Origin of the sequence: Escherichia sp. MOD1-EC6098 (assembly GCF_002965865.1) — a bacterium.
GTDB classification, from domain to species: Bacteria; Pseudomonadota; Gammaproteobacteria; order Enterobacterales; family Enterobacteriaceae; genus Escherichia; species Escherichia marmotae.
In genome coordinates this window covers 84169-96587 of sequence record NZ_PTSN01000005.1, presented here as the reverse complement: position 1 = coordinate 96587, position 12419 = coordinate 84169, and the positions used below count along the sequence as shown (strand labels likewise).

Genomic DNA, 12419 nt, shown 5'->3' with positions numbered 1-12419 from the left:
GCCGCATCCGGCAAAAATTTGATTAACCGCACCTAACGGACACAACACCATGAAATCTGCCACCTCTGCGCAAAGACCTTACCAGGAAGTCGGGGCAATGATCCGCGATCTGATCATTAAGACGCCGTACAATCCTGGCGAACGGCTGCCGCCGGAGCGTGAGATCGCAGAAATGCTCGACGTCACGCGTACTGTGGTACGTGAAGCATTGATCATGCTGGAGATCAAAGGGCTGGTAGAAGTACGCCGTGGTGCCGGTATCTATGTTCTTGACAGTTCCACCAGTAAGAGTGCGGACAGCGCAGATGTTAACGCCTGCAACGACGCTGGTCCTTTTGAGCTGTTACAGGCGCGCCAGTTGCTGGAGAGCAACATAGCCGAGTTTGCCGCCTTGCAGGCAACACGGGAAGACATTGTGAAAATGCGCCAGGCATTGCAGCTTGAAGAACGCGAACTGGCTTCCAGTGCGCCGGGCAGCAGCGAAAGCGGTGACATGCAGTTTCACCTCGCCATTGCCGAAGCAACCCATAACAGTATGCTGGTGGAGTTGTTCCGTCAGTCCTGGCAGTGGCGGGAAAACAATCCGATGTGGATCCAGTTGCACAGCCATCTGGATGACAGCTTATACCGCAAAGAGTGGCTGGGCGATCACAAACAGATCCTCGCGGCGTTAATCAAAAAAGACGCCCGTGCGGCGAAGCTGGCAATGTGGCAGCATCTGGAAAATGTGAAACAGCGTTTGCTGGAATTTTCCAACGTCGATGATATCTATTTTGATGGTTATCTCTTTGACTCCTGGCCATTGGATAAAGTTGACGCCTGAACCCTTATTTCTGGTGCAAAGTTGAGCTGCTTTGCACCGGGTCTTGTAGCCATGTAATAACATATATTATTAATAATAAACTATGAGTAATTTAATAATTACTTATTACATATCTTTTATAAATATTATATCTCTATTTAAATCTGAGTAATCATTCGGAATAATCAAAATATATTGATTTGTTTCTATCTGATTTAGTGATTTTTATCAAATTATATCTTTTTAAATAAAAAGTAAGTGGATCTTCATTTCTGTTCAGGGTCTTATACTTCGCGGGCAAGAATTAGGCCTGTATCAGTTACGGACGTAATGAGCAAAAAGGAATGACTATGGAAAATGAGCATCAACTCAGTGGTATCCTGCCGTCAGGGCAAGATATCGATGCCGCTAAACGTCAGGAGTGCGCAAAATGATGCGCCAATTACTTCAGACCGTATTACCTGAAAAAACAGGAAGCAATACATCATTGCTGCGTGATTCCGTATGCCAGGATCTCTTTCAACTTTTTAATTCTCCTCATTCACCGCTACCAACATTACTTGTTTCTGGCATGCCTGAGTGGCAAGGGCATAATAAGTGCGACAAACGTCTCCAGAGTTGGTATTGCCGCCAGTTGCGTTCCGCTCTTTTATTTCATGAACCACGTATTGCAGCATTGCAGGTGAGTCTGAAAGAAGTATATTGCCACTGATCTGGCAATCAGTCTGGAGATGATGCTGTACCACGACGATGAACCGCTAACATTGGAATTGATCTGGCAGCATGGCGGTTGGTGCAGTGCGATGTTGGGGAAAGTCAGCTAAATACAATCTCCTGCGTTTTACTCAGTCAGCCACCCGTGCGGGCATTCTACGTCTATTCGGGCGGCTGACAACCGCTTATGCAGTTTCAAACGTTCCTTTCACACACGCCTTGCCGTCTTTGACCATCAGTTTGCCGCGAGCGTATACCTGCGCAATGCGCAGCTTCGGTGTCAATACCAGCAAATCCGCGTCATTACCTGGCAGGATTTCACCTTTCCCGGTCAGGTTAAGGAAACCGGCTACGCTACTGGTGAGCGGGCGCAGGGCATCGCTGATACTGAAACCGTAGTCTTTAACCAGCGCCTGCACGGTTTCCAGCAACGTCTCAAAACCCGCAACGCCGATATGGGTTAAATTCCCTTCGTCGTCGAAGAAGGGTTGGCTGCCGTTGCCGTCGGAGCTAAGGGTGACGCGTGCCAGCGGAATACCCGCCTGAACGGCGCGGGCAATACCTTCGGCAGGGGCGACCGGTTCGTCAATGCTGCTGGTAATGTCGATGGTGCCACCCTGGCGCGCGAACTCCAGCGCCTGCTCAAACAAAGGCACGTTGCGGTTAACATGCGTCGGCAGCAACTTACTGATTGGCACATCGCAGTTTTCCAGGAGGTCATAGATGGGCTGTAACGCCTTTTTGCTGTCGCCCATGTGGAACACGGTGACGCCAGGCTTACCGCCGAGCAAGCCACCAACGCGGGATTCTGCTGCCATATTGGCCAGATGGTAAACATCCGGCGCGGCGGAGCGGTGATCAGAGATGGCACATTTCACGCCAATCACGCGATCGATAATCGCCACATCCTTTTCCACAGAACCCGTAATGGTGCGGGAAGGTACATGATAAGCACCGGTCAGCATCCAGGCGCTGATGCCTTCTTCATTGAGTGCTCGGGTCTTGGCGAGTAGGGATTCCGGATGGCGAGAGATAGAGTCAGTGCCCAGCAGGCCAACTACCGACGTGACGCCCGCTTCCGTCAGGCGGCTTAATGCTACTTCCGGCGTGCGTGTTGTGGGGCCAGCTTCACCGCCGCCGCCAATCAAATGGACGTGTTGATCAATAAAACCCGGACAGAGGATCTGCCCGCTGAGATCGACAACCGTGCAGTCCGGTACGATGTCAGAAGGGATATTGCTGGCAACGGCGATAATCTTGCCGTTAGCGATTAACACATCGCAAATACCCCGATCCTCCGGCGCATACAAATGCGCTCCCTGCAACAGGGTAAAACCGGCTGCGGAATAATCAATCATGGTAACTCCTTGTTAAACAATAAGCTGCATAACCCAAATCGACAGCAATGCGTTAATCACGCAGACCGTAATGATATGCGGGTAATATTTGGCATTCACTTCGGCTGTCTCCAGGCAGCGACCGACATTTTGCACCGGGTTGCCCATTAAATACATCGCGAGCAGTAAAACGGTGACATCATGATCGGTTAATGCGCTCGCGGTCGCCTGGCTGGCAGCAACGCCGACCGCGTCGTCCATACTCATCAACGTGGCTAAAAGACAGTTGCCGCTTCACCGGGCATCCCCACAACGTTTTTGTGACCGTGTGTTGCTACGTGTTTTTTGCAGAGTGGAAAAATAGGATTGAGTTGCAGAAAATTCATAAACACAGTGACAATAACGATGAGTAAGTAAAGGCGGAAAATACAAGGATGAATGCAAAATGGCAAAGTACAGTGAAAAAGATCTGGCGGATACGAGTAAGTTTTTAAGTTTTGTCCTCCGACATAAACCAGAGGCGATTGGCATCGTGCTGGATCGTGAAGGGTGGGCGAATATCGATAAGCTCATACTCTGTGCACAAAAAGCGGGCAAGCGGTTAACGCGTGCATTACTGGATTCCGTGGTCGCCACCAGTGATAAGAAGCGCTTTAGTTATTCCAGTGATGGTAGGTGTATTCGTGCTGTTCAGGGGCATTCGACTTCGCAGGTCGCTATTGCCTTCACCGAAAAAACACCGCCACAATTTCTCTACCACGGTACGGCAAGTCGTTTCCTTGAGGCGATAAAAAGTCAGGGATTAATTGCAGGGGAGCGTCACTATGTGCATCTCTCTGCTGATGAAGCGACAGCTCGCAAAGTAGGAGAAAGACACGGAGCGCCGGTTATCTTAACCGTCAAAGCACAGGAAATGGCGAAACGAGGAATACCTTTCTGGCAAGCGGAAAACGGGGTCTGGCTGACATCAACTGTTGCGGTTGAGTTTCTTGACTGGCAAGGGAAACAGCCCTTATGAAGTCACCACTTGCAGCTTAAACAATTGCACTGTGCAGATCAGCGCCGCAATAAACAACGCCGCTGCGCCACAGAGAGTGGCACTGGCGAGAGCCGATGTTCCGTTGCCGAGCAAACTGGTCAGCGCCGGGCCAAGAATTTGCCCAATGCCGTAAATAAGCGTCACAAAGCCTAACAGGTTGAGGTTTCCCGGCACACTAAGCTGGCGGGCGATGGTCATCACCAGCGAGGTGGTGCCCATAAAGGTGCCGCCAAACCCAATACTACTGATGATGAGTAATAAAGGCGAGCTGCTGGCGAGGGTTAACAGTACGCAGATCGCCTGCACCAGTAAGTTCGCTGTCAGGCAAGGTAACGCTCCCCAGCGTTTTGCCGCCCACAGCCAGCCAAAGCAACCCGGGACAATCGACAAGCCAACCAGCGTCCAGAGATGGGCGGTTAACAATGGCGAGCCTGCATCTTTCGCCATCAGCGGCAGATAAGTGGCGACGATGATATAACCAAAACCTGCCAGACCATACAGAATCGCCAGCAACCACCAACTCATCATCTGTTGATCGTTTTTTGCCAACGGCGCAGGCGCGATGAGGTGTTTTTTCGACGGGATCAATAGTGCCAGAACAATCAATATAATGGCAGAAAGCGCTCCGGCTCCTTGCCACAATGTTTGCGAGGAGAGGGTAAAATGCAGTCCCGCCAGCACATATTCATTGCCCAGCGCGATACCGACGCCAACGCCAGAAAACAGCGCCGCAAGCACAAAGGGATGGCGGGTATGTTGCATAATCAGCGTCGAGCCGAATATCAGCATTCCGGCGCTGGCGACGCCCGCCAGAAAGCGAATCAACAACACCAGAACAAAAGTCGGCAACCATGCCATCGCGAGGATCAATAATCCGGTTGCCAGGGCGCAAGCCAATAAAAACGGGCGCAGACGCGACGGCAGATGAAACGCGCCGAATGAAAACAGCATGCTGCCTGCCAGATACCCTGCGTAGTTGCCGCTGGCAATCCACGACAGTTCGCTAAATGAAAACGTTCCTTCCGCCAGCATGACAGGTAGCATTGGCGTATACAGAAAGCGGCCTAACCCCATCCCTAAGGTCAGAACCAGCATCCCAAAAAACGCGGTGCTGAAAGAGAAGCGTTCTACGGGATGCAATGAAGGGGACATGTTTTACCTTATTTGTATTTTTTGTTGTTAACAAGTTAATAACAAAAAAGGAAAACATGCCAGCCTGTTAATGTGATGATGTAGGGGTAAAGCGATAAAAAAGATTGGGTTCGCCAACGATATAGATATTGCCAGTGGCGTCCATCGCTATCCCTTCGGCCTGTTTGATGTTATGTGACAAACCCCGGCTACCTTTGGTAAGCGACATCTCACCGATGACCTCGCCTGTTTGGGTGACTTCCTGGAGTGCGCGAGACTCATGAGACAGCACCAGAAGTGTATTTTTTTGTGGGTTAAATTCCGCGCCAGACACGTCGTCTAAAGTAAATTGCCGTTGTAATGATTTATCCTTGCTAATGTGCAACTCGTCACTACGTAATAGTCCGGTAACTTTATAGATCTCAATCGGGTTTTTCTCTTTAAAAAACCAGAAAGTGTGGTCCTGGCGAGAATAAGCCAGTCCTTCAAAACCACTATTGGTCGGCGTTTCCTGCAGCGGGATTTTTATTTTTTTGAGGATTTTCACCTCTGAGTTTTCATTAAGAGAAATGACATAAATGGCATAATCGCGCTCATCGCTAATGACAAACTGATTATCGCCAATGTATTCGATCGTCTCGAGATCTTTCACAAAATCCAGAGGAATAGTGCGGATCAAGTCGCCATTGGTGGTCATTTCAACAATTGCCGCGGGCTTGTTGATAGTACTAAACAGGGTATTGCTCTGTGCCGACCAGGTCAGCGAGGAGATATTATTCGTTACACCTTCAATTTCTTTGCCGTCAATGGTGGCGTGGTAATTCTGAAATGATGTCGCATGATTGCTTTTACGGGCGCAAGATTGCACAAAGAAAAAACTCACGACTACGATGGCAAAAAGAATAGCAATACCCGTGATGCGTTTATGTAACGAAAAACTTTTTGTCATGGCATTCCCTTTAAGGCAAATCAATAAGATATCGAGAAGTATACGTAGCGATCTTAATGAATCCTTAACGCGGAGTTGAATCGTAATCTGCAATACACAGCCAGCTCCCATCCTGCTGATAATAAATTGACTCTGTTTGACCTGGGATAACCCATTGTGTTTCCTCACCAGCAGGACACCTCAACCAGATGCATAGCCCACAGCCTCCACGTAACTCACGGGGAATATCCGAGACGCGAAAAGCCATGCCCGCTGCTTGCAGCGCCTTGCGCGTTTGCACGACGCCGACCGTTGAATGAAATAAAAATAAGAATTCCGTCATGCCCGTTTTCTCTGCCGCTGACCAATCACCGCTGCGCCAATTGCGCCAGCGAATTGTGCATCAGGATGGGTATGTACTGGCATTCCCAGGTGAGTTTCCAGCATCCGGGAAAAGACCTGGCAATGGCTGACACCGCCAGTAAACAGAATCGGCGCTTCACAGGAGAGACGAGCAATGAAATTGGCGCTGCGGCGCGCCATAGCGTTAATCACTCCGGCGAGAATCGCTTCCGGCGCTACCCCGGCAGAACGCAGACTGATCACTTCTGATTCGGCAAACACCGTACACATACTGCTGATGGCGTGCGGTGGCACATTTTCGGTAATACAGTCGAGTTCCTCGATGCTGGTGCCCAGCGTACGCGAAATCACTTCCAGAAAACGTCCGGTTCCTGCCGCACATTTGTCATTCATCAGGAAGTCACACAGATTACCGTCACCATCAAGTTGAATCACTTTGCTGTCCTGGCCGCCGATGTCGATCACCGCGCGCGTTGCTGGCGCAAGAAACCGCGCTCCCAGCCCGTGGCAGGAGATTTCCGTCACCTGTTTATCGGCAAAATCCACCAGTTGCCGCCCGTAACCGGTGAGCGTCAGAAACGGCGTTGTCTCTAACCCTTCGCGCAGAGTTTCCCAGGCTTCTGTAATTGCTATTGCCGGGCGAAATGGTGTTGGAACGAGGAAACGGCGCATAATTACGCCGTCTGCCAGTAAGATCCCTTTGGTGGCGGTAGAACCGGAATCAATGCCTATCGAATACCTCACAGCCACCTCTTACAGCATCTCAATAAAGGCCGCGACGCGGGTACTGAGCTGCCCGATATCCGAAGTGGAGTAGTCCGTTTCAATGGCGATATAAGGAATGTTGTGCTGCTGGCGCACGTGACGTTTAATCGCCAACGATTCCACCGCGTAGGTATGGCACGCCTGCAAAATCACGTCTACCACGCCATCGACCTGATACTCCTCCACCATCTGGCTGAGCATTTTCAGACGTTGATCATTCGGAGAAACACAGGAGCAGCCAATCGCCAGATACTTGTCGGCCAGCGCATCATAGACATCGCCCGTTTCCGCCACACATTGCTCAGTCGCTTTTGCCCCCGTGCAGTTTTCATAACCGACCACCCAGCCGCCGTTCTCTTCAATCGCGCGCACCACTTTCTCTGCTGCGCCGCCAATTGGGCAGCCGGTAATTAAAATGCGTGGACGCGGCTCCAGCCGCTGACCTTCTTCCCATTGCTGACGAACGCGGGCGGTCATTGTATCCAGTTCATTGATCAATGCGTCTTTATCGAAACGGAAGGTTGCGCCGTAAACGACTTTCAGAATGTCGCTGCCGCTAAGCGCCGGGGGATTTAACTGCCCCAGATGATAGAAGTTCGCCAGTGCACGGCGTTCGCGATTTTTCAGTGTAATGGCATCGCGCAACGCGTCTTCTGTGATCTCTTGCCCGAAACGTTCTTCCACTACCTTTTGCAAGCGCAGCATTTCAGCTTTCCACAACGCGCGCGAAGCCTCGTCCTGCACACTGTTCGGCAGTTGCATCACATGCACGGGTTTAAACTCCGCCATGTACTCGTACATTTTCTTTTTGCCGTCGCAGGTAGTTTCACCGACCACCAGATCAGAAAAGTAAAAGTAAGGGCATTTATCAGTTTTGCCGAAGCCGTAGCTACTTTTAATCAGCGGACAGAGGTTGCGCGGCAGATCTTTCTCCGCTTCTTCAATGGTTTCATCAGAGGTGGAACAGAGCGAGACAACAACCGCCCCGGCGGCCATTGGGATCTCCTGCGGCATAAACGTGCAGTAGGTGCCAACCAGCGGAATGCCGCGCTCTTTGAGATCCATCACGGTGAGAAAGCCTTTTTGGCGAGCTTCGGAGAACTGATCGAAAATGGCGGGTAGATCGGTGACAAGTGACATGATTTTCCTTCCCCGTAACACGGGAGATGATGAAAAGAGGCCACATTATTACCATGTTTTTAGTGTGGTTTATTTGATCTCTCTCGCGGTTAGCCTCTTAGCGTATTTTCATTGATCTCTAAAAATTGCCGATGGATAACAAGGTCGGGATTTGCGATAAAAGATACAGTATCAACCCGATACCCCCCCCAACCAGCGTGCCGTTAACGCGGATAAACTGGAGATCTTTGCCGATGTTTAACTCGATTTGCCGTGACATATCGCGCGCGTCCCAGCTTTTTACCGTGTCAGTAATGTGTCGCGTCAGGAATGCCGAAAACTCAGGCGCGACGCGGTGCGCGGCCTGTTCGAGATGACCATTTAACGACGCCCGCAAGGCGTCATCGGCAATTAACGTCTCGCCAAACCACTGACCTGCCCGCGCGATACGCTCCTTCACGCGAGAGTCTTCGCTGTTGATATCCGCTTTCAGCCACTGCCGTAAATCCCCCCACAATTCACTGAGATAGCGGTTAAAGGCTTCATCTTCTTTCAGATACGCTTTGATATTGTCGGCGCGCGCCGCCATTTCGGGATCGTTTTTTAGCTTATCGATCAACGCAAAGGTGGCGCGATCAAACGCATGGCGGATCTGATGAGCGCGATCGCGGCTGATATCATCAAGCAAAGAATTCACGGCGTCAGAAACCAACTCTGCGCTATGTTCACCCAGCCATTCGGTAGGCAAAATTTTGGCTTTTAGCGGGTGTTCACTCTCCAGCCAGCGGACAATCTGCTGGGCGATAAATTTGCGCGATTTATCACGCTGGAGTAGGGCAATCAACTGTGCGATCAGCGTATCGAGCAGCACCTGATGACGATCGTTTTTGGTCATGCTCTCCAGCATCAATGCACTGGTGCCGGAAAGATCCACTTTATCAATCGCCCGATGCACCGCGCGCTTAAGCAGACGCTGAATACGTGCATCATCGGTCAGTTCGAGAAAACCACTCATGATCTGCAACAGATGCTGACCGACACGGCGGGCGTTTTCCGGCTGGCTAAACCAGTTGCCAATCAATAATGCCGGTTCATGACGACGAATCAGCGCGACCAGCGATTGGGTATCAAGAAATTTTTCCTGCACGAACTGGCCGAGGTTTTCGCCAATCCGGTCTTTATTTCGCGGAATAATCGCCGTATGGCGAGAAATAATCGGAATCGGCACGCGGCGAAACAACGCCACCACCGCAAACCAGTCTGCCAGCGCGCCGACCATTGCCGCCTCTGCGATAGCCTTAACACCACTCACCCAAAAATTGGCGGGTAGAAAAAGCGTAACAACAAAGGTCGCAGCAGCGATGAGCAGCAAAGAGAGCGCCAGCATTTTGGCGCGTCGGAGTTCAATGATTTTATTCATATCGTAAGGATAGAGCCTGGCGGTAGATTCACGCAAAAATCGAGATGCCTTCCAGAAAAATGTATCGCTTGCAGGAGAACCAAAATAGCCTGGAAAGCGCCTCGGGGAATGGGAAATTACCGGGTGAGAGTCGGTTTATTAATCGCTAAAGTCAGGCCATCTCTTTTATAGGTGATGGCTCGCCATGACAAACTTCACGACCAGCACGCCGCATGACGCATTATTTAAATCCTTTCTCTCCCACTCTGACACCGCGCGGGATTTTATGGAGATCCACTTACCCAAAGATTTACGTGAACTGTGCGATCTCGACACCTTAAAACTGGAATCAGCCCGCTTTGTCGATGAAAAATTGCGGGCGCTACACTCTGATATTCTGTGGTCGGTAAAGACCCGCGAAGGTGATGGCTATATCTATGTGGTGATTGAACATCAGAGCAGCGAGGATATTCATATGGCCTTTCGTCTGATGCGATATTCCATGGCGGTGATGCAGCGCCATATAGAGCATGATAAACGCCAACCGCTACCGCTGGTCATCCCTATGCTGTTTTATTACGGTAGCCGTAGTCCTTATCCCTGGTCTTTGTGCTGGCTGGATGAATTTGCCGACCCGGCTACCGCACGGAAACTTTATTCCGCCGCGTTCCCGCTGGTGGATGTCACCGTGGTGCCGGACGACGAGATTGTGCAGCATCGCAGAGTCGCCCTGTTGGAGTTGATCCAAAAGCATATTCGCCAGCGCGATCTGATGGGGCTTATCGATCAACTGGTAGTATTACTGGTTACAGAGTGTGCTAATGACAGCCAGATAACTGCGCTGTTAAATTACATTTTACTGACTGGCGATGAAGCGCGTTTTAAGAAGTTTATCAGCGAACTTACCCGTCGAATGCCACAACAAAGGGAGCGAATAATGACGATTGCAGAGCGAATTCATCATGATGGATGGCTGTTGGGGAGGGAGAAAGGGAAAGAAGAAGGGGAACAGCGCCTCCTCCGATTGTTGTTGCAGAATGGGGCAGATCCTGAATGGATACAAAAAATCACCGGACTTTCGGCAGATCAAATGCAGGCATTAGAGCAGCCCTTGCCTGAAAGCAAGCGCGATCCATGGATCGAGTACTAATCAGAGACTGATGGCATACGAAAAACTGCCTGATGCGCTACGCTTATCAGACCTACATTTTATCTGCAATCTATTGAATTTACGATATTTGTAGGCTGAATAAGGCGTTCACGTCGCATCCGGCATGAACAAAGTGCACTTTGCCTAAGTCAGGTTGGAACGTGGCGATGACCCAGCAGAGATAAAACGAGTTACAGGCGATTCGTGAGAGGAAATTCCAGCGCTTCGCTACTATTTCGTATTTATTCCATTGCCCGATACACGGCCTCGCCAATGTGCTTCAGCGCTTCGCGATAAGTTTCGCTGAGCGGTAAAGCGCAGTTGATGCGTAGACAATTACGGTATTTGCCGGAAACTGAGAAAATCGAGCCTGCCGCTACCTGGATTTTCATGCGGCACAGTTGCCGCGCGACGCAGACCATATCGACCTGTTCAGGCAGTTCTATCCACAGTAAAAATCCGCCTTTCGGGCGTGTAATACAGATTTCGCAGGGAAAATATTCCCATATCCAGCAGGTATAAAGCGCCATATTGCGCTGATAGTTTTGCCGCATCCGCCGGATATGGCGATGATAGTGACCTTCCAGCACAAACGTTGCTGCCGCCATTTGCGTGGACGGTACATTAAAGCTGCTGGTGGCGTATTTCATATGCAGCCGTTTATCGTGATAACGTCCTGGCGCGGCCCAGCCCACGCGCAGGCCAGAGCGGTTTCAGGCTGGGTGCTTCAACATCCGGCGTGCTTTTACTGAACGGAACAACAGAACTGTCGCTATGCGCTTTCAACATATCCAGCACCTGATCCCTCTGGGTGATTTCCACCGGGCGCGTCATTGGCGGCACTGGTGGCTGGGTTTTATGTTGCGCAACAAAATAGCCCGAACGTGGTTGCGGAGTGATGAGCTTCATCGTCACCAGCGTCTGATACGCCTGCTGCACGCTACTGATGCTGACGCCGTGCCCCTGACTTAAGCTGCGCACCGACGGCAATTTCTCCCCGTGACGATACAGCCCTTGCTCAATCTGCCCGGCAAGCAGAGTCGCCAGATATTGGTAACGCGTCATGCTGTATTCCTTATTTGGACTATACAGAGAGAGAAACCGGTACAGATGAGGCTAAAAAACCGGATGCAGATGCTGTTTTAATCTGTCTTTATGTTAAATAAAAGTAATAGTTGTATCTGCATTGTGAGCGGCCAGAAGGCGGATGATGAAGCCTCTGAAAGATGAGGAGGCAGCAGATGGAATTTCACGAAAACAAAGCCAAAGCGCCGTTTATCGGCCTTGTGCAACTCTGGCAGGCGGTGAGAAGCTGGTGGCTGAAAAAGCAGACCCGGCGCGTGTTACAGCAGATGAGTGATGAGCGGTTGAAGGATATTGGGTTGCGTAGGGAGGATGTGGAGTGAGGGGGATATAGATTTATATAATAAAACGTTTTTATGTTTTTAAATTAAGTTATAAAAATTTTCCAGAGACAATTCATCAATAGGTATGGAGTGTACAGGAATATCTTCTTCACTAACCTCTTTAAACTCATGTCGATAATGGTTAAAAAACGCACAGTGATTACTTGTGTTTTTTGACTGACTTTACAACTCTCATTATTCGCTATTGTGCAGTTTCTCTAATTGTTTTATATCCTGGAAAGTTAAATGTTAGCTACTGCATACTT

11 protein-coding genes and 3 pseudogenes are annotated in these 12419 nt (G+C 50.2%); 5 read left to right on the top strand and 9 right to left on the bottom strand.

Going from position 1 to position 12419, the window contains the following annotated elements; translation table 11 throughout:
- Positions 1-49 precede the first annotated feature (49 nt).
- Positions 50-823 carry a Uxu operon transcriptional regulator gene (gene uxuR / locus C0K55_RS07800; protein WP_000833695.1) on the top strand — a complete coding sequence of 258 codons (774 nt, stop codon included), beginning with the start codon at positions 50-52 and terminating at the stop codon, positions 821-823.
- Between the two features lie 409 nt (positions 824-1232).
- A pseudogene (gene iraD / locus C0K55_RS07795) lies at positions 1233-1626 on the top strand (anti-adapter protein IraD).
- 75 nt (positions 1627-1701) lie between these two features.
- Here the strand turns inward: iraD and iadA are convergent.
- On the bottom strand, positions 1702-2874 hold the full coding sequence (gene iadA, locus C0K55_RS07790; RefSeq protein WP_000568395.1) for a beta-aspartyl-peptidase: 1173 nt from the start codon (positions 2872-2874) through the stop codon (positions 1702-1704).
- Positions 2875-2886: 12 nt separating this feature from the next.
- Positions 2887-3161, bottom strand: a pseudogene (locus tag C0K55_RS07785) (hypothetical protein); the annotation flags it as partial.
- Between the two features lie 137 nt (positions 3162-3298).
- On the opposite strand from C0K55_RS07785, the gene kptA reads away from it, so the two are divergent.
- Positions 3299-3871, top strand: coding sequence for an RNA 2'-phosphotransferase (gene kptA, locus C0K55_RS07780; protein WP_001151954.1), 573 nt, complete (start codon positions 3299-3301; stop codon positions 3869-3871).
- Here the strand turns inward: kptA and C0K55_RS07775 are convergent.
- The 6 genes from C0K55_RS07775 to C0K55_RS07750 form a co-directional block, all read right to left on the bottom strand.
- Complete coding sequence (locus tag C0K55_RS07775) at positions 3866-5044, bottom strand: MFS transporter (RefSeq protein WP_061091168.1); 1179 nt, start codon at positions 5042-5044, stop codon at positions 3866-3868. The two genes, kptA and C0K55_RS07775, sit on opposite strands and share 6 nt — an antisense overlap.
- Before the next feature lie 67 nt (positions 5045-5111).
- The gene (locus tag C0K55_RS07770) at positions 5112-5972 is read right to left on the bottom strand and encodes an SdiA-regulated domain-containing protein (protein WP_001517684.1); all 861 of its coding nucleotides are present in this window, start codon (positions 5970-5972) and stop codon (positions 5112-5114) included.
- A 64-nt stretch (positions 5973-6036) separates the two neighbouring features.
- On the bottom strand, positions 6037-6294 hold the full coding sequence (locus tag C0K55_RS07765; RefSeq protein WP_001517685.1) for a DUF3343 domain-containing protein: 258 nt from the start codon (positions 6292-6294) through the stop codon (positions 6037-6039).
- Complete coding sequence (yjiL, locus tag C0K55_RS07760) at positions 6291-7058, bottom strand: putative 2-hydroxyacyl-CoA dehydratase activator YjiL (RefSeq protein ID WP_001517686.1); 768 nt, start codon at positions 7056-7058, stop codon at positions 6291-6293. The genes C0K55_RS07765 and yjiL overlap by 4 nt, the downstream gene beginning before the upstream one ends.
- A 9-nt stretch (positions 7059-7067) precedes the next feature.
- Positions 7068-8219, bottom strand: coding sequence for a double-cubane-cluster-containing anaerobic reductase (locus C0K55_RS07755; RefSeq protein WP_061091165.1), 1152 nt, complete (start codon positions 8217-8219; stop codon positions 7068-7070).
- A 118-nt stretch (positions 8220-8337) separates the two neighbouring features.
- Complete coding sequence (locus tag C0K55_RS07750) at positions 8338-9618, bottom strand: DUF445 domain-containing protein (protein WP_105266349.1); 1281 nt, start codon at positions 9616-9618, stop codon at positions 8338-8340.
- A 184-nt stretch (positions 9619-9802) separates the two neighbouring features.
- On the opposite strand from C0K55_RS07750, the gene C0K55_RS07745 reads away from it, so the two are divergent.
- Complete coding sequence (locus tag C0K55_RS07745) at positions 9803-10747, top strand: Rpn family recombination-promoting nuclease/putative transposase (protein WP_105266350.1); 945 nt, start codon at positions 9803-9805, stop codon at positions 10745-10747.
- Between the two features lie 242 nt (positions 10748-10989).
- On the opposite strand, the pseudogene C0K55_RS26530 reads toward C0K55_RS07745, so the two are convergent.
- Positions 10990-11812, bottom strand: a pseudogene (locus C0K55_RS26530) (aminotransferase class I/II-fold pyridoxal phosphate-dependent enzyme).
- 176 nt (positions 11813-11988) lie between these two features.
- Between C0K55_RS26530 and C0K55_RS07730 the strand changes: the two are divergent.
- The gene (locus C0K55_RS07730) at positions 11989-12153 is read left to right on the top strand and encodes a DUF1127 domain-containing protein (protein WP_061091163.1); all 165 of its coding nucleotides are present in this window, start codon (positions 11989-11991) and stop codon (positions 12151-12153) included.
- Positions 12154-12419: the final 266 nt, after the last annotated feature.

What these genes read in the sequence shown, in the direction of transcription:
- uxuR (WP_000833695.1), top strand. Translation starts at nt 50, where the DNA reads ATGAAATCTGCCACCTCTGCGCAAAGACCTTACCAGGAAGTCGGGGCA.
- iadA (WP_000568395.1), bottom strand. Translation starts at nt 2,874, where the DNA reads ATGATTGATTATTCCGCAGCCGGTTTTACCCTGTTGCAGGGAGCGCAT.
- kptA (WP_001151954.1), top strand. Translation starts at nt 3,299, where the DNA reads ATGGCAAAGTACAGTGAAAAAGATCTGGCGGATACGAGTAAGTTTTTA.
- C0K55_RS07775 (WP_061091168.1), bottom strand. Translation starts at nt 5,044, where the DNA reads ATGTCCCCTTCATTGCATCCCGTAGAACGCTTCTCTTTCAGCACCGCG.
- C0K55_RS07770 (WP_001517684.1), bottom strand. Translation starts at nt 5,972, where the DNA reads ATGACAAAAAGTTTTTCGTTACATAAACGCATCACGGGTATTGCTATT.
- C0K55_RS07765 (WP_001517685.1), bottom strand. Translation starts at nt 6,294, where the DNA reads ATGACGGAATTCTTATTTTTATTTCATTCAACGGTCGGCGTCGTGCAA.
- C0K55_RS07755 (WP_061091165.1), bottom strand. Translation starts at nt 8,219, where the DNA reads ATGTCACTTGTCACCGATCTACCCGCCATTTTCGATCAGTTCTCCGAA.
- C0K55_RS07750 (WP_105266349.1), bottom strand. Translation starts at nt 9,618, where the DNA reads ATGAATAAAATCATTGAACTCCGACGCGCCAAAATGCTGGCGCTCTCT.
- C0K55_RS07745 (WP_105266350.1), top strand. Translation starts at nt 9,803, where the DNA reads ATGACAAACTTCACGACCAGCACGCCGCATGACGCATTATTTAAATCC.
- C0K55_RS07730 (WP_061091163.1), top strand. Translation starts at nt 11,989, where the DNA reads ATGGAATTTCACGAAAACAAAGCCAAAGCGCCGTTTATCGGCCTTGTG.